17 protein-coding genes and 1 pseudogene are annotated in these 19706 nt (G+C 73.9%); 14 read left to right on the top strand and 4 right to left on the bottom strand.

Annotated elements, in window-relative coordinates:
- Nucleotides 1-8 precede the first annotated feature (8 nt).
- The 3 genes from hydA to AB0J10_RS12325 are packed head-to-tail and all read left to right on the top strand — an operon-like array spanning nt 9 to nt 4035.
- On the top strand, nt 9-1412 hold the full coding sequence (gene hydA / locus AB0J10_RS12335; RefSeq protein ID WP_363060597.1) for a dihydropyrimidinase: 1404 nt from the start codon (nt 9-11) through the stop codon (nt 1410-1412).
- Nucleotides 1413-1436: 24 nt separating this feature from the next.
- A complete protein-coding gene (locus AB0J10_RS12330) occupies nt 1437-2438 on the top strand; it encodes a TIGR03842 family LLM class F420-dependent oxidoreductase (protein WP_363060595.1) in 1002 nt (333 codons plus the stop codon).
- Nucleotides 2439-2493: 55 nt separating this feature from the next.
- A complete protein-coding gene (locus AB0J10_RS12325; protein ID WP_363060593.1) occupies nt 2494-4035 on the top strand; it encodes an NCS1 family nucleobase:cation symporter-1 in 1542 nt (513 codons plus the stop codon).
- 107 nt (nt 4036-4142) lie between these two features.
- Here the strand turns inward: AB0J10_RS12325 and AB0J10_RS12320 are convergent, their stop codons facing one another.
- A complete protein-coding gene (locus tag AB0J10_RS12320) occupies nt 4143-4937 on the bottom strand; it encodes an SDR family NAD(P)-dependent oxidoreductase (RefSeq protein ID WP_363060591.1) in 795 nt (264 codons plus the stop codon).
- Between the two features lie 56 nt (nt 4938-4993).
- On the opposite strand from AB0J10_RS12320, the gene AB0J10_RS12315 reads away from it, so the two are divergent.
- From AB0J10_RS12315 to AB0J10_RS12290, 6 genes and pseudogenes are all read left to right on the top strand, one after another.
- Nucleotides 4994-6421 (top strand): amidase, encoded by a 1428-nt coding sequence (locus AB0J10_RS12315; RefSeq protein WP_363060589.1) that lies wholly within the window; start codon nt 4994-4996, stop codon nt 6419-6421.
- A gap of 5 nt (nt 6422-6426) precedes the next feature.
- Nucleotides 6427-7068 (top strand): TetR family transcriptional regulator, encoded by a 642-nt coding sequence (locus AB0J10_RS12310; protein ID WP_363060587.1) that lies wholly within the window; start codon nt 6427-6429, stop codon nt 7066-7068.
- 412 nt (nt 7069-7480) lie between these two features.
- Nucleotides 7481-9277, top strand: coding sequence for a gamma-glutamyltransferase (locus AB0J10_RS12305; protein ID WP_363060585.1), 1797 nt, complete (start codon nt 7481-7483; stop codon nt 9275-9277).
- A gap of 107 nt (nt 9278-9384) precedes the next feature.
- Complete coding sequence (locus AB0J10_RS12300; RefSeq protein ID WP_363060584.1) at nt 9385-10242, top strand: inositol monophosphatase family protein; 858 nt, start codon at nt 9385-9387, stop codon at nt 10240-10242.
- Between the two features lie 20 nt (nt 10243-10262).
- Nucleotides 10263-10424: pseudogene (locus tag AB0J10_RS12295) on the top strand (inositol monophosphatase family protein); the annotation flags it as partial.
- Nucleotides 10425-10457: 33 nt separating this feature from the next.
- Nucleotides 10458-11198 carry a peptidase E gene (locus AB0J10_RS12290; protein WP_363060582.1) on the top strand — a complete coding sequence of 247 codons (741 nt, stop codon included), beginning with the start codon at nt 10458-10460 and terminating at the stop codon, nt 11196-11198.
- A 183-nt stretch (nt 11199-11381) separates the two neighbouring features.
- On the opposite strand, the gene AB0J10_RS12285 is transcribed toward AB0J10_RS12290, so the two are convergent.
- Nucleotides 11382-12182 carry a nucleotidyltransferase domain-containing protein gene (locus tag AB0J10_RS12285; protein WP_363060580.1) on the bottom strand — a complete coding sequence of 267 codons (801 nt, stop codon included), beginning with the start codon at nt 12180-12182 and terminating at the stop codon, nt 11382-11384.
- Between the two features lie 87 nt (nt 12183-12269).
- Here AB0J10_RS12285 and AB0J10_RS12280 point away from each other — a divergent pair, with 87 nt between their 5' ends.
- From AB0J10_RS12280 to AB0J10_RS12260, 5 genes are all read left to right on the top strand, one after another.
- The gene (locus AB0J10_RS12280; RefSeq protein WP_363060578.1) at nt 12270-13691 is read left to right on the top strand and encodes an NAD(P)/FAD-dependent oxidoreductase; all 1422 of its coding nucleotides are present in this window, start codon (nt 12270-12272) and stop codon (nt 13689-13691) included.
- Between the two features lie 66 nt (nt 13692-13757).
- A complete protein-coding gene (locus tag AB0J10_RS12275; RefSeq protein ID WP_363060576.1) occupies nt 13758-14279 on the top strand; it encodes an O-acetyl-ADP-ribose deacetylase in 522 nt (173 codons plus the stop codon).
- Nucleotides 14280-14615: 336 nt separating this feature from the next.
- Entirely contained in the window at nt 14616-15944 is a 1329-nt protein-coding gene (locus AB0J10_RS12270) for an LCP family protein (protein ID WP_363060574.1), read from the top strand.
- A 203-nt stretch (nt 15945-16147) separates the two neighbouring features.
- Nucleotides 16148-17629 (top strand): AlkA N-terminal domain-containing protein, encoded by a 1482-nt coding sequence (locus AB0J10_RS12265; protein WP_363060941.1) that lies wholly within the window; start codon nt 16148-16150, stop codon nt 17627-17629.
- An 18-nt stretch (nt 17630-17647) separates the two neighbouring features.
- Nucleotides 17648-18142 (top strand): methylated-DNA--[protein]-cysteine S-methyltransferase, encoded by a 495-nt coding sequence (locus tag AB0J10_RS12260; protein WP_363060572.1) that lies wholly within the window; start codon nt 17648-17650, stop codon nt 18140-18142.
- A gap of 98 nt (nt 18143-18240) precedes the next feature.
- On the opposite strand, the gene AB0J10_RS12255 is transcribed toward AB0J10_RS12260, so the two are convergent.
- Nucleotides 18241-18996, bottom strand: a complete 756-nt coding sequence (locus AB0J10_RS12255; RefSeq protein WP_363060570.1) for a Sir2 family NAD-dependent protein deacetylase — start codon at nt 18994-18996, stop codon at nt 18241-18243.
- 119 nt (nt 18997-19115) lie between these two features.
- Nucleotides 19116-19607 carry an NUDIX hydrolase gene (locus tag AB0J10_RS12250; protein ID WP_363060568.1) on the bottom strand — a complete coding sequence of 164 codons (492 nt, stop codon included), beginning with the start codon at nt 19605-19607 and terminating at the stop codon, nt 19116-19118.
- Nucleotides 19608-19706: the final 99 nt, after the last annotated feature.

The raw sequence follows: 19706 nt of genomic DNA, 5'->3' as shown, positions 1-19706 counted from the left end.
GGAAGACCATGAGCACCCGCACACTGATCCGCGGCGGACTCGTCCTCACGGCCGCCGACGAGACCCACGCCGACGTCCTGGTCGAGGACGGGCGCGTCGCCGCCCTCGCGGCCCACGGGTCCGCCGCCGCCGAGAGCTGGACCGCCGACCGCACCGTCGACGCCACCGGGAAGTACGTCATCCCGGGCGGGGTGGACGCGCACACCCACATGGAGCTGCCCTTCGGCGGCACCTTCGCGTCCGACACCTTCGAGACCGGCACCCGGGCCGCCGCCTGGGGCGGCACCACCACCATCGTGGACTTCGCCGTCCAGAGCAGGGGCCAGACCCTGCGCGAAGGACTCGACGCCTGGTACGCCAAGGCCGACGGCAACTGCGCGATCGACTACGGCTTCCACATGATCCTCTCCGACGTCAATGAGTCCTCCCTCAAGGAGATGGACCTGCTCGTCGAGGAGGGCGTCACCTCCTTCAAACTCTTCATGGCCTACCCCGGCGTCTTCTACAGCGACGACGGGCAGATCCTGCGGGCCATGCAGCGCGGCACCGCCAACGGCGGGTTGATCATGATGCACGCGGAGAACGGCATCGCGATCGACGTCCTCGTCGAACAGGCCCTGGCGCGCGGCGAGACCGACCCCCGCCACCACGGCGAGGTCCGCAAGGTCCTGCTGGAGGCCGAGGCCACGCACCGGGCCGTCCAGCTCGCCCGGGTCGCCGGCGCACCGCTGTACGTCGTCCACGTCTCCGCCGAGGAGGCCGTGGCCGAACTCGCCGCCGCCCGGGACAAGGGACTGCCGGTCTTCGGCGAAACCTGCCCGCAGTACCTGTTCCTGTCGACCGACAACCTCGCCGAACCGGACTTCGAGGGCGCCAAGTACGTCTGCAGTACTCCACTCCGGCCGAAGGAGCACCAGGCCGCGCTGTGGCGCGGGCTGCGGACCGACGACCTCCAGGTCGTCTCCACCGACCACTGCCCGTTCTGCTTCTCGGGCCAGAAGGACCTCGGACGCGGCGACTTCTCCAAGATCCCCAACGGGCTGCCGGGCGTCGAGAACCGGATGGACCTGCTGCACCAGGCGGTCCTCGACGGCCACATCTCGCGCCGCCGCTGGATCGAGATCGCCTGCGCCGCGCCCGCCCGGATGTTCGGCCTCTACCCGAAGAAGGGCACCATCGCGCCGGGCGCCGACGCCGACATCGTCGTGTACGACCCGCACGCGGAGCAGGTCCTCTCGGCCGAGACCCACCACATGAACGTCGACTACTCGGCCTACGAGGGCAAACGCATCACCGGCCGGGTCGAGACCGTGCTCTCGCGGGGCGAACTCGTCATCGACCGACGGGAGTTCACCGGCCGGGCCGGCCACGGCGTGTTCACTCCCCGCTCGACCTGCCAGTACCTGAACTAGCGGAACCCGACCCAGGAGGTCCCGGTGGACTTCGGACTCGTCCTGCAGACGGACCCGCCCGCTTCGGCGGTCGTCGGTCTGATGCGGCGCGCGGAACGCAACGGCTTCCGCTACGGCTGGACGTTCGACTCGGCGGTGCTGTGGCAGGAGCCGTTCGTCGTCTACAGCCAGATCCTGGAACACACACAGAAGATGCACGTCGGCCCGATGGTCACCAACCCCGGGACCCGGACCTGGGAGGTGACGGCCTCCACCTTCGCCACCCTGAACGACATGTTCGGCAACCGCACCGTCTGCGGCATCGGCCGCGGTGACTCCGCCATGCGGGTGGCCGGCCGCAGGCCCAACACCCTGGCCCGGCTGGGAGAGGCGATCGACGCCATCCGCGACCTCGCCGAGGGGCGCGAGGCGGTCGTCGACGGTCAGCCCCTGCGCATCCCCTGGGTGCGGGACGGCCGGCTGCCCGTCTGGATGGCGGCGTACGGGCCGAAGGCGCTCGCCCTCGCCGGGCAGAAGGCCGACGGCTTCATCCTCCAGCTCGCCGACCTCTACCTCACCGAGTGGATGGTCAAGGCGGTTCGGGAGGCGGCCGCCGCCGCCGGCCGCGACCCGGACGCGATCACCGTCTGCGTGGCCGCGCCGGCGTACGTGGGCGACGACCTCGAGCACGCCCGCGACCAGTGCCGATGGTTCGGCGGGATGGTCGGCAACCACGTCGCCGATCTGGTCTCGCGCTACGGGGAGCACTCGGACATGGTGCCGGAGGCCCTGACCGCGTACATCAAGGAACGGCAGGGATACGACTACAGCCACCACGGCCGGGCCGGGAACCCGTCCACGGACTTCGTGCCCGACGAGATCGTCGACCGGTTCTGCCTCCTCGGCCCCGCGGAGGCCCACATCGAGAAGCTGCGGCACCTGAGGGACCTGGGCGTCGACCAGTTCGCCGTCTACAACATGCACGACGCGAAGGAGGCGACGATCGACGCCTACGGTGCGGAGATCATCCCCGCACTCGACCGCTGACGGGCACCGAACACCCCCACGCGACCGCCCCGACCTCTGCTGAAGGGTCAAGGCCATGACCGCGACCGTTCCCCCGGCGCCCTCCCCTCCCCCTTCCGACTCCGGCCGGCCCACCGACACCCAGGGCCGCGTCGAACTCGCGCCCGGCGCGGTCCCCGCCGGAGGCCGCTTCGTCAACGGCGACCTGCTCCCCGTACCGCTCGCCAACCGCCACTGGACCACGTACAACTTCGCCGCGCTCTGGGTCGGGATGGCCCACAACATCCCGTCCTGGCTGCTCGCCTCCGGGCTCGTGGCACTCGGCATGGACTGGAAACAGGCCGTGTTCACCATCGCGCTGGCGAACGTGATCGTGCTCTTCCCGATGCTCCTCACCGGCCACGCCGGTCCGAAGTACGGCATCCCCTTCCCGGTGCTCGCCCGCGCCTCCTTCGGGTTGCGCGGTGCCAACCTTCCCGCACTGATCCGGGCCGCGGTCGCCTGCGCCTGGTTCGGCATCCAGACCTGGATCGGCGGGCAGGGCATCTTCGTCCTGCTCGGCACCATCTTCGGCGGCTGGACCGAGGTGGCCGAGATCGCGGGCCAGCCCTGGACGCTGTGGCTCTGCTTCGTCGTCTTCTGGGCGGTGGAACTCGCCATCATCTACCGGGGCATGGAGACGTTGCGCCGCTTCGAGAACTGGGCGGCGCCGTTCGTCATCGTCGGCGCACTGGTGCTGCTGGTCTGGATCGCGATGAAGGCCGGCGGCTTCGGGCCGCTGCTCGACCAGCCCTCCGAGCTCGGCTGGGGCGAGGACTTCTGGCCGGTGTTCTTCCCGTCCCTCATGGGGATGATCGCCTTCTGGTCCACCCTGTCCCTGAACATCCCCGACTTCACCCGCTTCGGCGCCGGCCAGCGCGCCCAGGTCTGGGGCCAGACGCTGGGGCTGCCCACGACCATGACGCTGTTCGCGCTGCTCTCGGTGTTCGTCACCTCCGGTTCCCAGGCCGTCTACGGCGTGCCGATCTGGGACCCGGTGCAGCTCGCCGCCAAGACGGACAATGTCTTCGGCCTGCTGTTCGCCCTGGTGACCGTGCTGATCGCGACGATCTCCGTCAACATCGCGGCGAACGTCGTGTCCCCCGCGTACGACCTGGCGAACCTCGCCCCGCGGTTCGTCAACTTCCGCACCGGGGCGCTGATCACGGGTGTCGTCGGCGTGATCATCATGCCGTGGAAGCTGACCGAGACGCCCGAGCTCTACATCTTCACCTGGCTCGGCCTGGTGGGCGGGCTGCTCGGCACGGTCGCCGGCATCCTGATCGCCGACTACTGGATCGTCCGCCGCACCCGCTTGGAACTGGCGGACCTCTACCGCCCGGAGGGCCGCTACTGGTACTCGTCCGGCTGGAACTGGCGTGCCGTCGCGGCCTTCGCCGTCGGCGGGATCCTGGCCGTGGGCGGCTCCCACTCCGCCCCCGGGAAGGGCCCGTTCCCCGCGGAGGGCCTGATCCCCTTCCTGAAGCCGCTCGCCGACTACGGCTGGGCGGTGGGACTCGCCGCCTCGCTGCTGCTGTACACGCTGCTGATGCTGCCGGAACGCGCAAGACACGGTTGAGCGGACGTGACCCGGGGGCCGGACCGCTCCCCAGCGGTCCGGGCCCCCGGGCGTCGGCGACGCCCGCCCCGTACGGGGGTGGTGTACGGGGCGGGCCGGCGGCGGCCTCAGCGCTTGTCGCGCTGGGCCGCCACGACCGTGCGGACCGTGCGCTCGGCTCCCCTCGAACGGCGCTGGAAGCGCTCGGAGAAGCCGGGGAACTGGCCGCCGATCGCGCTGAAGATCCTCATCTCCGGCGGTGCGACGTTCACTTCGGCCCGGTTGCGCTCGATGGCGCGCACCACACCCGTGACGACCTGTCGGGGTGAGACGGTCCGCATTCCCGCGGGCGGCTCGGCGCCGGTCGCGGCGAACATCCCCGCGTCCCGGACGAACCCGGGCTGCACGAGCGACACCCCGACCCCGTGTTCGTGCAGATCCTGCCGCAGCCCGAGCGCGAAGCCCCGCAGACCGAACTTGGTGGCGTTGTAGAGCGCGGAATGCCTGGTCGCCGTCTTGCCCGAGATGGAGCCCACGAACACGAGATGGCCCCGGCGCGCCTCGACCATGGCCGGCGCGAGCAGCCGGGCCAGCATGGCCGGCGCTCGCAGGTTGACCGCCAGGGCGCGGTCGATCTGGTCGGGGGCGTAGTCGAGCAGTTCGCCGCTGGACGGCAGCGCGGCGTTGGCCAGCAGGATCTCCGTCCCTGCCGCTTCGGCGGCGAGACGCTCCACGTCCTCGGGGTCGGCCAGATCGGCGACGACGGCACGGGCGCCGTACTCCTTCGCCAGCGGCTCGACGGCGTCGCGCCGGCGCCCCGTCAGGATCAACCGCGCGCCCCTCCGGGAGAGTTCCGCGGCCAGCGCGGTGCCGATACCGCCGGTGACACCGGTGAGGAGAACGGTTGATCCGTTGACGCGCATCTGGTTACCCTCCAGTTCTGTTCGTTCGAACGAACGATAGGGAGGACAGGGTGGTCATGTCCACAGCGGATTTCTCCGGTCTCGCCGAGCAGGCCCGGAAACTGAGGGAAGGCCAGACCTCCTCGGTGGAACTGGTCCGGGCCGCGCTCGGGCGCATCGAGTCCAGTCAGCCCACCCTCAACGCCTTCCGGCACGTCCGCGCCGAGTCCGCCCTCGCCGAGGCCGAGGACGCCGACCGGCGCCTCGTGGCGGGGGAGCGGGCACCACTGCTCGGCGTACCCCTCGCCGTGAAGGACGACACGGACGTGGCCGGGCTGCCGACCCACTTCGGCTGCCGGGGCGAGCGGGCGCCCGCGGTAGCCGACGGCGAGGCCGTGCGCAGGCTGCGCGCGGCGGGCGCCGTCATCGTCGGCAAGACCAACTCCTGCGAGCTCGGGCAGTGGCCGTTCACCGAGGGCCCCGCCTTCGGCGCCACCCGCAACCCCTGGTCCACGGACCACACCCCCGGCGGTTCCTCGGGCGGCTCCGCGGCGGCGGTCGCGGCGGGCCTGGTGCCCGCGGCCCTCGGCTCGGACGGGGGCGGCTCCATCCGCATCCCGGCCGCCTGGACGCATCTCGTCGGCATCAAGCCGCAGCGCGGCCGCGTCTCGCTGCACCCCCAGACCGACGCCTTCCACGGGCTCACGGTCAACGGCCCGCTGGCCCGTACCGTCGCCGACGCCGCGCTGTTGCTCGACGCCGTCCAGGGCTGCCACCCCGAGGACCTGCACCGGCCCGACGCCGTGGACGCCTCGGCGGCCGCCCGCCGCGAACCCGGCCGGCTGCGCGTCGCCCTCGCCTGGCGTCCGCCGCTCACCCTCAGCGGCGCCCGGCCCCACTCCGAGGTGCGGCGCGCCGTCTTCGACCTCGCCGATGCCCTCGCCCGGCTCGGCCACCACGTCGAGGAGGCACGGCCCCGCTACGGGCTGATGGGCCTCGGCTTCGTGTCCCGGGGCACCGCGGGCGTGGCCGAGTACGCCGCCCTCCACCCCGAACCGGCGCTGCTCGACCCGCGCACCCGCACGGCGCTGCGCAACGGCAGACTGCTCGGCGGGCCGGTGGTCCGGGCCGCCCGGGCCCGCGAGGCACGCCAGCACCGCCGCATCGGCGCGCTGTTCGACACCTACGACGTGCTGCTGACCCCGACCACCGCCGCACCCCCGCCGCGCATCGGCACCTTCGACGGCCTCGGCGCCTGGCGCACCAACGCCGCCATCGCCGCCGTCTGCCCGTACGCCTGGCCCTGGAACGTCCTCGGCTGGCCGGGCGTCAACGTCCCCGCGGGGTTCACCTCCGACGGTCTGCCCGTGGGCGCGCAGCTGCTCGGACCGGAGGGCACGGAGGAGCGGCTGATCTCGCTCGCCGCCCAGCTGGAGGCCGACCGGCGATGGTACGAGCACTGCCCCGACCCGCTGAGGACGAGGAGCGCCCCGGTGGAACAATGACGCGCATGCCCAGCCAGACCAGCGCCTCCGCGGAGCCCGCCGCACCGGCCGTACCCCCGACCCGGCAGCGCATCATTCGCGCCGTCCTGCGCATCATCGGCCAGGACGGCATCGCCGCGGTCACCAACCGGCGGATCGCCAAGGAGGCCGGCGTCTCCCTCGGCTCGGTCACCTACCATTTCTCCAGCCAGCACGAACTGCTGCGCGAGTCGCTGCTCCACTTCGTCCGCGAGGAGACGCGTCGCTTCACCGAACTCGCCGACGCGGGCGAGGCGGAGGGCGTCGACGTCGACGGCGCGGCCGCGCTGGCCGCCCAGGTCGCGGACGGCACGGTCTTCGACAGCGAGCACATCGCGCCCTTCGAGCTCTACATCCAGGCGGGCCGCGACGAACGGCTGCGCGAGGCCGCGGCCGAGTGCTTCGGCGCGTACGACCGCCTCGCCGTCCAGATCCTCACGGCCCTCGGCGTGCCCGAGCCGCAGCGCCTCGCCGCCCACACGGTCGCCCTCGTCACCGGACTCCAGCTCCGCCGACTGGCCACCGGCTCGCCGGCCGAGGAACTCACCGACGCCCTGCTCCTGCTCGTCCGGGGCGCGCTGAGCGAGGACGGGGCGCGGGCCGGCGGACCGGACGCCGGGACCGCCTGACCATCCGGAACTCCGGTTGCCGCGGCCAGGACTCCATGAAGGCGGCCGCACACAGGCGTGTACCGGACCACGCCGTCCCCCGGGTGCACGGGACTTCGTGCACGACTCCGCCGATACCGCCGACCGGCGCGCGGGCCGCCGTACTCACCGTGCACAGCCCTGCCCCCCGACCGTCCGCTCCGCGGGATCGTGGTGAACGCCCGCGGGGCGCGGAGTGGTCCCGGCGGTCGCTGCACCGGACCCTGCCGCCCGCGGTACGGGCTGCGTACGCTGCCGAGGGCATGCGGAACCGCTCGCCGGCGGGAGCGCGCAGCGCGGCACGGCCTCCACCGCGCCGCCCGCGCCCGGCGCCCCGTGCGTGGCCGGTCCCCGCAGCGGACGGATCCGCGCAACCCCGAGGGAGCCGCCTCGCATGTTCACCACCCGACCCACCCTGCAGGGCACCTTCGGCATGGTGTCCTCCACCCACTGGCTGGCCTCCCAGTCCGCGATGGCCGTGCTGGAGGACGGGGGCAACGCGTTCGACGCGGCCGTCGCCGCAGGCTTCGTCCTGCACGTCGTCGAGCCGCACCTCAACGGCCCGGCGGGCGAGGTGCCGGTCGTCCTGGCGCCCGCCGGTGGCGAGGTGCGCGTCCTGTGCGGGCAGGGCCCGGCACCCGCCGGGGCGGACATCGGGCACTACCGCTCGCTCGGACTGGAGCTGGTCCCGGGTACGGGCCCGCTCGCCGCCGCCGTGCCCGGTGCCTTCGACGCGTGGATGGTGCTGTTGCGCGACCACGGCACCAGGACGCCCGCCGAGGTGCTGCGGTACGCCATCGGGTACGCCGAGGACGGCCATCCGCCCGTCGAGCGGATCGCCGAGACCGTGGAGACGGTGCGCGAGCTGTTCGAGACGGAGTGGACCTCCTCCGCCGCGGTGTACCTGCCCGGCGGCCGCGCCCCGCGGCCCGGTCAGCCGCTGCGCAACCCCGCCCTGGCGGCCACCTGGCGGCGCCTCCTCGCGGAGGCCGGGGGAGGGAGCCGTACCGAGCAGATCGAACGGGCCCGGGCCGTCTGGCGCGAGGGCTTCGTCGCGGAGGCGCTCGTACGGCAGTCCGCCGTACCGACCACGGACACCAGCGGCCGTCGCCACACCGGCACCCTGACGGCCGCCGACCTCGCCGGCTGGTCGGCGTCGTACGAGGCGCCGGCGACGTACGACTGGCGCGACTGGACGCTGTGCAAGGCGGGCGGCTGGAGCCAGGGCCCGGTGCTGCTGCAGCAACTGGCCCTGCTGCCCCCCGAACTGCCCGAGTACGGGTCCGCCGAGTACGTCCACCTGCTCGTCGAGGGCTGCAAACTGGCCATGGCGGACCGGGAGGCCTGGTACGGCGACGCCGCGGACGTGCCGCTGCACGAGCTGCTGTCGGAGTCGTACAACGCCGAGCGGCGGGCCCTGATCGGCGCGAGGGCGTGCCACGAGCTGCGTCCGGGCAGTCCCGGCGGGCGGGTGCCCGCGCTTGCCGCACACGTCCTCGCCGTCGCGGCGGGGGAGCCGGGTGCCGAGGCCGCGTCGGGCGCGGCTCCCGGAGCGGGCGAACCCACCGTCGCCCGGGACGGTGCCACCCGCGGCGACACCTGCCACCTGGACGTCGTGGACCGCTGGGGCAACATGGTCGCGGCCACGCCCAGCGGCGGCTGGCTCCAGTCCAACCCGGTCGTGCCCGAGCTGGGTTTTCCGCTCGGCACCCGGCTGCAGATGGCCTGGCTCGACCCCGGACTGCCCAACTCCCTCACCCCCGGGCGGCGTCCGCGCACCACGCTGAGCCCGTCGCTGGCCCTGCGGGACGGGGTACCGGTGATGGCCTTCGGTACTCCCGGAGGCGACCAGCAGGACCAGTGGCAGATGCACTTCTTCCTCTCCGTGGCGCTCCGCGCCGGGGTGCGGGGCGGGCTCGACCTGCAGGGCGCGATCGACGCCCCCAACTGGCACAACGACGGTTTCCCCGGCTCGTTCCATCCGCGCGGCATGCGCCCGGGGTCCGTCACCGTGGAGTCCCGGACGGCCCCGGGGACCGTGGCGGAGCTGCGCCGCCGCGGCCATGACGTCACGGTCGGCGCGCCCTGGTCGGAGGGCAGGCTGTGCGCGGTGGCACGGGACCCGGGGACCGGTGTGCTGTCCGCCGCGGCCAACCCGCGCGGCATGCAGGGCTACGCGGTGGGCCGCTGAGCCTGCACCGGGCGTTCACCCCGGCGTCGCCGGGAGTCGGCCAGGTGTCCGCCGACCGGTCATCGGGCGGCGGGGGGAATGTCGGTCCGGCGTGCTTAGCTGGACGTATGACCGAAGAGTTTCTGTCCGGGCCGACCGGAAACCCCTGGGAGTCCGCGAACCTCGCCCTGGTCGAGGAGGCGGTGCGCAAGGCGGCCGCCTCCGAGATCATGCCGCGCTTCCGCCAGCTCGCCGTCCACGAGATCGTCGAGAAGAACGGCCCGCACGACCTGGTGACCGTCGCCGACCGCAGCGCCGAGGAACACCTGACGGCGTCCCTGACGGCCCTGCTCCCCGGCTCGGTGGTCGTGGGCGAGGAGGCCGTCCACGCGGACCCGGCGGTGTACGAGGCGCTGCGGGGAGACGCGCCGGTGTGGATCGTCGACCCCGTCGACGGCACCCGTCAGTTCGTCCACGGCGACCCGGGTTTCTGCACGCTCGTCGCGCTGGCCCGGCACGGCGAGGTGCTGGCGTCGTGGACGTACGCGCCGGCGCTCGACGAGATGGCGGTCGCGGTGCGCGGCCACGGCGCCCGCGTCGACGGCACGCGGATACGGTCGGGCGCGCCAAAGCCCGGCCAGGTCCTCCAGGTGGCCACGTCCCACCCGGACTTCACGACGCCCCGGGAGAAGCGGGCCCTCCTCGCGCTCCGAAGCGAGGGCGTCGACTCCCGGCCGTGCGGCTCCGCCGGCCTGGAGTACCTGGCGGTGGCGCGCGGCGAGCTCGACGCGGTCGCCTTCTCCTGGGAGAACGCGTGGGACCACGCGGCGGGGCTGCTGCTCGTCGAGGAGGCCGGCGGCACGGATCTGACGCTGACCGGCGACCGGTTCCGCGTCACGGGCGGCAACGCGCTGCCGTTCACGGCGGCGCGGGACGCGGCGACGGCACGGCTCGTCCACGAACTCCTCGTCTCCGGCGCGGAGTAGGGAGCAGGAGGGGCGGGGAAGCCCTCCTCGCGCTCCGAAGCCAGGGTGTCCGCTCCCGGCCGTGCGGCTCCGCCGGCCCGGAGCACCCGGCGGTGGCGTGCGGCGAGCTCGACGCGGTCGCCTTCTCCTGGGAGAACGCGTGGGACCACGCGGCGGGGCTGCTGCTCTCGGAGGGGGCCGGGAGGGCCGTGTGCCCGGGCCGGTAGGGTCGCGACATGACTGCCGCCGAGCCCACCGTTCTCGCCACTTCGGGCGGACACCGCGTCGGCGACCGCACGAGAGTGGCCTTCGACTCGCTGGTCCACCACGCCGTCGAACTGTCCGGAGTCCACGGACGCCGACCCCGGATCATGTACGTCGGCACCGCCATCGGCGACGCCGAGCACTTCGCCTTCCGCATGGGGGAGGCCGCGCGAGCGGCCGGCTTCGACCTGACGCCCCTTCACCTCTTCCCGATGCCCAACCTCGACGACATCGAGGGCGCCGTCCTCGACCACGACGTCGTCTGGGTGATGGGCGGTTCGGTGGCGAACCTGCTGGCGGTGTGGCGGGTGCACGGACTCGACGCCGTGCTGCGCCGCGCATGGGAGGCGGGGGTCGTGCTCAGCGGGGTCAGCGCGGGGTCGATCTGCTGGTTCCGGGGCGGCACCACCGACTCCTTCGGGCCCGAGTTGCGACCGCTCACCGACGCCCTCGGATTCCTCCCCTACGGCAACGGCGTGCACTACGACAGCGATCCCGGACGCCGCCCGCTGGTGCACCGGCTGGTCGCGGACGGCACCCTGCCGGTCACCCACTGCACCGACGACGGGGTGGGTCTCGTCTACCGGGGCACCGAACTCGTCGAGGCCGTCAGCGAGCAACCCGGCAAGGGCGCGTACATCGTCGTCCGGGACGGCGACCGGGCGGTCGAGGAGCGCATCGCCCCACGCCGGCTGCCCGCGCCCCGCTCCTGAACGCACCCCGCCCCCGGACGCCGGCCGGCCCCGAGCACGCTCCGCGACGGGACCGCTCCGGGGCCCCCGGCCGTCCCGCGGGCGCGGTGCGCCGGCCGGGCATGCACCGGGTGCCGTTGCCGAGACGGCGTGGTCCGGCGGTTCCGGTACGTGCCGGGTGCCGTTCCCGTCCCGGCCCGCCGGTCACGGCAGGACCAGGTTCCCGCGGATCTCCGCCGTCAGGGCCGCGGCCGAGGCGACGGCCTCGGGGCCGAGGCCGCGCAGAGCGGCTTCGACCCGGGGGACGAGGTCCGGCGGGGCCGCGGCCAGGGCCGCGGCGGCCGCCAGCGCGCCCTTCTCGTTGAGGCACCAGACACGGTGGTAGGCGTGGAGGGACTGCACGAGCACCCCGATCGCCCTCGACAGGCACAGCCCGGTGTGCAGTACGTCGCCGTCCGGCGCCGACTTCGCCGCGGCGGCAACCGAGAAGTCGGCCTCCCACGCCGCACCGACCAAGGCCTCGCGCAGCGGCTCCGGGTAGACCGCGGTCTCGGCCCGAAGCGCCGTCACCTCGCCCGCCGGGTCGGCGAGGACCCGGCACAGAGCCACCTCACCGGCGTAAGCGGGCGACCAGAACCCCAGCGGGTGACCGGCCTGCACTCCGACCTCGTAGCGCCCCGCCCGGCAGTCCGCCCAGACCCGCTCCACCCGGTCCAGATCGCGCAGGATCCAGTCGACGCGGTGCCCGCCCACGGTCAGCCAGGCGCCGCCGTTCACCCACGGCCCCCAGCCGCCGGGGCCCGCGACCTCCACGGGCCCGCCGGTCAGCTCCGCGGCGAGCCGGGCGAGCCCCGCCACATCGACACGGCCGCGGTAGTGGACGCCCAGGTCCCAGTCCGAGTCGGGCCGGTGCGTGCCGCGGGCCCGGCTGCCCCCGAGCACCACGGCGCGTACGCCCCGCACGTCCACGAGCCGGGCGGCCATCGTCGCGATCACCTCGTCCATCGCCGGGGAAGGCTACCTCCGGCGGCGCTGTCGGTGCGGGCGAATATCATGGATCCCTTGGCCACCGGCTGACGAAGGAGTCCCAAGGTGCCGTCGATGCTCGATGCCGTCGTCGTGGGGGCGGGGCCCAACGGACTGACCGCAGCCGCCGAGTTGGCGCGCCGCGGGTTCTCGGTCTCCGTTTTCGAGGCCCTGGACACCGTCGGCGGCGGCGCCAGGACCGAGGAGCTCACCCTCCCGGGCTTCCGCCACGACCCCTGCTCCGCGGTGCACCCGCTGGGCGCGGGCTCGCCCGCCTTCAACGCCATGCCGCTCGCGCGGTACGGGTTGGAGTGGCTCCAGCCACCCCTGCCCATGGCCCACCCGTTCGACGACGGCACCGCCGCCGTACTCTCCCGCTCCGTCGCGGAGACCGCCGCCTCGTTCGGGCCCCGAGACGCGGGGGCGTACCGCCGTCTGGTCGCGCCGTACCTCGGCAGGTGGGAGACCCTCGTCCGGGACTTCATGTCCCTGCCGCACAGCGCCCTGCCGCGCGCTCCGCTGACCCTGGCCCGCTTCGGCCTCGACGGAATTCCTCCTTCCACGTGGCTGATGCGCCGGTTCCGCGACGACCGCGCCCGTGCCCTGTTCGCAGGGCTCGTCGCCCATGTGATCGGCCCGCTGACCGGCATCGGCACGGGCGCCGTCGGCCTCGTCTTCGCGCTGGCCGCACACGCCGTCGGCTGGCCGCTGCCACGAGGCGGCTCGCAGTCGATCTCCGACGCCCTCGCGGCGTACGTACGCGACTGCGGTGGCACGATCCACACCGGGACCGAGATCAAACGCCTGGACGACCTCCCACCCGCCCGCGCCTACGTCTTCGACACCTCGCCCACCGCGCTCGCCCGGATCGCGGGTCTGGGCCGGGTCTACGACGGCTACCGGTACGGGGCGAGCGTCTTCAAGATCGATTACGCGCTGGACGGGGCGGTCCCGTGGACCGCCGAGGCACCGCGACGCGCCGGGACCGTCCAGATCGGCCCGAGCAGCCGCGAGATCGACACGGCGCTCCGCCAGGTCTCCGGTGGCCACGTGCCCGGGACACCGTTCCTGATCACCGCCCAGCCCACCCTGGTCGATCCCTCCCGGGCCCCCGAGGGCAAGCATGTCTTCTGGGCCTACGGCCATGTCCCGAACGGCTGGGAGGGCGACTTCACGGACGCGATGGAGCGCCAGATCGAGCGCTTCGCCCCGGGCTTCCGCGACCTGGTGCTCGCCCGCGCCGTCGCCGGACCGCCGCAGCTCGCCGCGCGCAACGCCAACTACGTGGGCGGCGACATCGCGTGCGGCGCTGCGAGCGGCCTCCAACTGCTGCTGCGCCCGAAGCCGACGCTGTTCCCGTACCGCACACCGCACCCCGCGGTCTTCCTGTGCTCGTCCGCCACCCCGCCCGGCCCGGGCGTCCACGGAATGTCCGGTCACAACGCCGCCAAGGAGGTGTGGCGGCATCTGCGCGGCGGCGACCGCTGAGCCGGTCCCGGCCGACACCGCCGTCGTCGATCGACGGGACGTGGCGGACGGCGGCATCATGGGGTCATGACCGGTCACCCCACGATCAGACTCGTCCGCGGTGACATCACCGAGCAGGACGTCGACGCCGTCGTCAACGCCGCGAACTCCTCCCTTCTCGGCGGCGGAGGAGTCGACGGGGCGATCCACCGGCGCGGCGGGCCGGAGATCCTGGAGGAGTGCCGGAGACTGCGGGCGTCCCACTACGGCAAGGGCCTGCCGACCGGCCGGGCGGTCGCGACCACCGCCGGGCGGCTCCCGGCCCGCTGGGTGGTCCACACCGTCGGCCCGGTCCACAGCCGCTCCGAGGACCGCTCCGGGCAACTGGCCTCCTGCTACCGCGAATCCCTCCGCGTCGCGGACGAACTCGGTGCCCGTACGGTCGCCTTCCCCGCCATCTCCACCGGCATCTACGGCTGGCCCATGGACGACGGCGCCCGGATCGCGACCGAGACGGTGCGGAGCACGAGGACGACCTCGGTGGAGGAGGTCCTCTTCGTCCTGTTCGACGAACCGGCGTACGAGGCGTTCGCGGCGCACACGGGCTGACCCCGCACCGGCGCGGTACGTCTCCCGCGTCCGGCGCGGCACGCCCGAACGGTGCCATCCCGTCCGGGGAGACGCGGCACGGCGCGGCACGCCGCGGGCGTGCACCGCCGCAGGGCACCCCCCCGCGCCGGCCCCGGGCGTGCACCGCCGCCCGGCCCCGACCTCGCCCCGGCCGCCGGAGCCTCGTCCCGGCAGCCAGGGCCTTGCTCCGGCCGTTGGCCAACGCGGGTGACCGCCGCCCGCCGGGACGGCGCGCCCCCGCCGCCTGACGCCGACCGCGCCGATCGTCCGGTTAACGTCGCGCGTATCGAACGACGATCCTCCCGGGGGTGTCCGATGCGCCGTCTGACCGCAGGACTCACCGTGCTGGCCGGACTGGCCTCCTGGCCGTGGCTCGGCGCGCAGACCGCCCCCGCCGCGGACGGTCCCGCCGCGCGGGACACCGGCCGTGGCACCAACATCCTGATCGTCGGCATCGACAGCCGCACCGGGCTGTCGGCCGGCGAGAAGCGACGCCTGCACGTCGGCGGCGAAGGATGCGACTGCACCGACGTGATGATGCTCGTTCACCTCTCCGAGGACCGACGTCGGGCGAGCGTCGTCTCCGTCCCCCGGGACAGCTACGTCGAGTACGCCGCTCCCGAGGGCACCACCGGGGCGGCCCCGCGCGGGAAGATCAACGGGGCCTTCAAGATCGGCCGCGGTCCGCTGGCGGTGCGCACCGTCGAGAAGGTGACGGGACTCAGCGTGGACCACTACCTGGAGACGGGCTTCACCGGATTCGAACAGGCCGTCAACGACCTCGGCGGCGCCACCGTGTGCACGGACAAGCCGCTCAAGGACGAGAAATCCGGTCTCGACATCACCGCGGGCACACACCATCTCGACGGGAACAGGGCACTCGGCTACGCCCGGGCACGGCACCTCGACCCTCCGGGGGACCTCGGCCGGGTCCGCCGCCAGCAGCGCATGCTCGCCGACCTGCTCGACGGGCTGACCGTCCGCGGGGCGCTGGCCGACCCCGTCGAGGCTGCGGACACGGCACGCCGGCTGCTCAGGTCGGTGCGCACCGACGCCGGTACGGGCATGAACGACCTCATCGGCATCGGCTGGGCGCTGGGGCGGCTGCCCGCGGACCGCATGGAGTTCGCCACCGTGCCGATCGCGCACTTCGACCACCGGGTGCCCGGTGTGGGTTCCACGCTCCTCTGGCACGAGTCGCGCTCCCGGGCGCTGTGGGAGGCCCTGCGCGCCGACCGCCCGATCACCGGGGACCCCCGCATCATGCCCGTCCCCGAGACCCGCGCCGAGACCGACCCCGCCCGGATCAAGGTGCGCGTCGACGACGCGGAGACCGCCACGGCCCTGCGGCGCAGCAGGTTCGTGGTGACGGACACCTCGGCGTCCGCTCCCGCCGAGCGGCCCGCGGGACCGCCGGTCATCACCTTCCCGGCCGGGCGGGAGGCCGACGCCGACACCCTCGCCGCCGCCCTTCCCGGGGCCCGCCTCCGGGAGGCCGCCCGTCCCGACGGGATCTTCGACGTCGCCGTCGGCTCCGGGCCCGTCGTCGTCAGGACGGTCACCTACGACCGCAACGCGGCCGAAGGCGCGCCCGTCACCGCGGACCGACTCCGCTGCGCCGGTTCGCCGCCCCCGGCGTCGTAGGGAGGCGCAACGCACCCTCGGGGCCCGGACTGCTGCCCGGCGAGCCGCCGACGGCGGCTCGCGGCCGACGGGACCGTGGACCCGGTCCCCGCCCCGGCGTCGAGGGCCCTCCCGGCCCTCTCCCCAGTGATGTCGTTTTTTCGCCAGCGTCGCCCCTCACCATGGACGATGCTGGATCCATGCCTTCCGACGTGCACACGTCCATGCACACCGACACCGAGCGCTGCGTACGGGCCGTGCGGTCCCGGGACTCGCGGTTCGACGGGTGGTTCTTCACCGCCGTGCTGACGACCCGGATCTACTGCCGGCCGAGTTGCCCCGCCGTGCCGCCCAAGGCGGAGAACATGACCTTCCACCCCAGCGCGGCCGCCTGCCAGCAGGCCGGGTTCCGGGCCTGCAAGCGGTGCCGGCCGGACACCAGTCCCGGATCGCCGGAGTGGAACGCCCGCGCCGACGCCGTCGCCCGTGCGATGCGCCTGATCCAGGACGGGGTCGTCGACCGGGAGGGCGTGACCGGCCTCGCGGCCCGGCTCGGGTACTCGACCCGGCAGGTCGAGCGGCAGCTGCTCGCGGAGGTCGGCGCCGGTCCGCTGGCGCTGGCCCGGGCCCAGCGAGCACAGACCGCGCGGATCCTCGTGGAGACGACCTCGCTGCCGATGGCCGAGGTGGCCTTCGCCGCCGGCTTCTCGTCGATCAGGACCTTCAACGACACCGTCCGCGAGGTGTTCGCGCTCGCCCCGGGCGAGCTGCGGACCCGCGCCACGACCCGCCGCGGCGGGGCGCCGGTCCCGGCCCCGCCCGGTGTGCTCACGCTCCGGCTTCCGTTCCGCACGCCCCTCAACCCCGACAACCTCTTCGGGCATCTGGCCGCGACCGCCGTCCCGGGCGTGGAGGAGTGGCGCGACGGCGCCTACCGCCGCACGCTCACGCTCCCGAACGGCCACGGCATCGTCTCCCTGTCCCCACGCCCGGACCACATCGAGTGCCGGCTGTCCCTCACCGACCACCGCGACCTGACCTTCGCCATCAGCGTCTGCCGCCGGATGCTCGACCTCGACGCCGATCCCGTCGCCGTGGACGACCAGCTCCGCACCGACCCGCTGCTCGCGCCGCTCGTGGACAAGGCGCCGGGGCGGCGAGTGCCGCGCACCGTCGACGCCGCCGAGTTCGCGGTGCGGGCCGTCCTCGGCCAGCAGGTCTCCACCGCGGCCGCCCGCACCCACGCCGCCCGGCTGGTCAGGGCCCACGGCACCCCGGTACAGGACCCCGAGGGCGGCCTCACCCACCTCTTCCCCGCTCCCGAGGCCCTGGCCGGCGTCGACCCGGACACACTCGCGTTCCCGCGCAGCCGGCGCACCACCCTCACCACCCTGTTCGGCGCCCTCGCCGACGGCACGCTGCGCCTCGGCCCCGACAGCGACTGGGACGAGGCCCGGGCGCGGCTCTCCGCGCTGCCCGGCTTCGGTCCCTGGACCGTGGAAGCCATCGCGATGCGGGCGCTCGGCGACCCGGACGCGTTCCCGGTCACCGACCTCGGCGTCCGCCACGCGGCAGCGGCGCTCGGGCTGCCCCCGACGCCCGCCGCGCTCACCCGCCGCGCCGCCGCCTGGCGGCCCTGGCGCGCCTACGCCGTCCAGTACCTCTGGGCCACCGGCGACCACCCGATCAACCGTCTCCCCGTCTGAGGAAGCAGAGAAGGTCCCATGAGCCGCACCCACACCGTCACCGACAGCCCGTACGGCCCGCTCACCCTCGTCGCCACCGACTCCGTCCTCAGTGGGCTGTACATGACCGAGCAGCGTCACCGCCCCGGCGAGGAAACCTTCGGGGAGCCCGATCCCCGGCCCTTCCGCGAGGTGGTCAGGCAGCTCGACGCCTATTTCGCCGGTGAGCTGAAGGACTTCGACCTGCCGTTGCACCTCGCGGGCACACCCTTCCAGCGCACCGTCTGGGAACAGCTGCTGCTGATCCCGTACGGCGAGACACGCAGCTACGGCGAGCTCGCCGGGGCACTCGGCAACCCAGGTGCCTCCCGCGCCGTCGGTCTCGCCAACGGGAAGAACCCGATCGGGATCATCGTCCCCTGCCACCGGGTGATCGGTGCCTCCGGCGGTCTGACGGGGTACGGCGGCGGGCTGGACCGCAAGCAGCGGCTGCTGGCCTTCGAGCGGGGGGTGCCCGGCGACGGGCTGTTCTGACGCACGCCCGGCGGTCGTGCCGCCCGTCCCGGCGGACCTTCCCGGCGGACCGTCCGGCCCCGGGCCCGGCCCACAGCAGGCCCGGCCCGGGCGGCCCGTCAGCCCCGGCCGGGAGGCCGATCACCCTGCGCCGCCCCTCGGCGCAGGCGCCGCAGCAGCTCCGGCAGCGCCGAGCCGATCGGCTCGCGTACGACCTCGTCGGCGAGTTCGTCGTACGGCGTCGGCTCCGCGTTCACGATGATCAGGCGGGCCCCGTGCTCAGCCGCGATCCCGGCCAGGGAGGCCGCGGGCTGCACCTGGAGGCTGGAACCCACCGCGATGAAGACCTCGCAGGCCTTGGCGATGCCCATCGCCTCCCCGAGCACCACCGGATCGAGACGCTGGCCGAACATGACCGTCGCCGACTTCAGGATCCCCCCGCAGGAGGCGCAGGCCGGATCGGCCTCGCCGGCCCTCACCCGCTCCAGCGCGTCCTCCATGGCCGAGCGGGCGTGGCAGCCGCTGCACACCACCGTCCGTGCGGTGCCGTGCAGTTCGAGCACCTTGCGGTCCGGCACCCCCGCCATCTGGTGCAGTCCGTCCACGTTCTGCGTGATCACCCGGAGCGCGTGCCCGCTGCGCTCGAACTCGGCGATCGCCAGATGCGCGGCGTTCGGCTCGGCGTGCAGGACGGGGCCGTCGAGACGCATGCGCCACGAGCGCCGGCGAATGTCCGGATCGGACATGTAGTGCTCGTAGGTGACCAGCTTCTCGGCCTCCGGATCGCGCCGCCACAGCCCGTTGGGCCCGCGGTAGTCGGGGATGCCGGAGTCCGTGGAGACACCGGCTCCGCTGAGAATCGCGACCATGACCATGCCGCGAGCGTACGCAGCGGACCGCGCCGCGGGCGAGCGGAATTCGCTCCGCAACCCACCGGATCGCCGCGCCCCCAGCCGTTTCGCGCCGGGGTCCCGGCTGCCCGTCCCGCCGCAGGTCAGGACGCCGGGCGGCCGTCGACCAGTTCGACCGGAGCCGTGTCCGCCGCCAGGGCGTCCAGCGCGGCGAGCACCCGCAGGCCGAGCGAGCCGAGCAGATAGAGGGTGATGTCCTCCCGCGGCACGAGCTTCCACGACACCAGCTCCTCCTCCTGGAGCCTGATCGCCGAGAACCGCTCGTCGTCGAGCACCCCGCCGTCGTAGACGTAGGCGACGATCGGCGGGCGCCCCGGCCCCCGGACCCAGTCGACGGCGAGCAGCCGGCCCGGCTCGACGTCCAGGCCGATCTCCTCCAGCGTCTCCCGCCGTGCGGCCTCCCGGGGCGTCTCCCCGGCGTCGGACTCGATCGTCCCGCCCGGAAGCGCCCATCCTGCGCGGTAGTTGGGTTCCACGAGCAGGGCCCGTCCCCAGGCGTCCCGGAAGAGGGTCGCGGCCCCGGAGAGCACGCGGGGCAGGGCGGCGATGTAGGCGGCGTACGCGTCGGTGGTCACTCCCGGGAGCGTAGTCGGCGCGCGGTAGCCGGTGATCGTGACTCCGCGGGACCCGGATCACGACACGCGTGGCCGGCGAACGGCGGCGAGGGGGATCCG

Source organism: Streptomyces sp. NPDC049887, assembly GCF_040656535.1.
GTDB lineage: Bacteria > Actinomycetota > Actinomycetes > Streptomycetales > Streptomycetaceae > Streptomyces.
The sequence above is the reverse complement of the archived record's forward strand: the minus strand, read 5'-3'. Positions and strand labels throughout refer to the sequence as shown.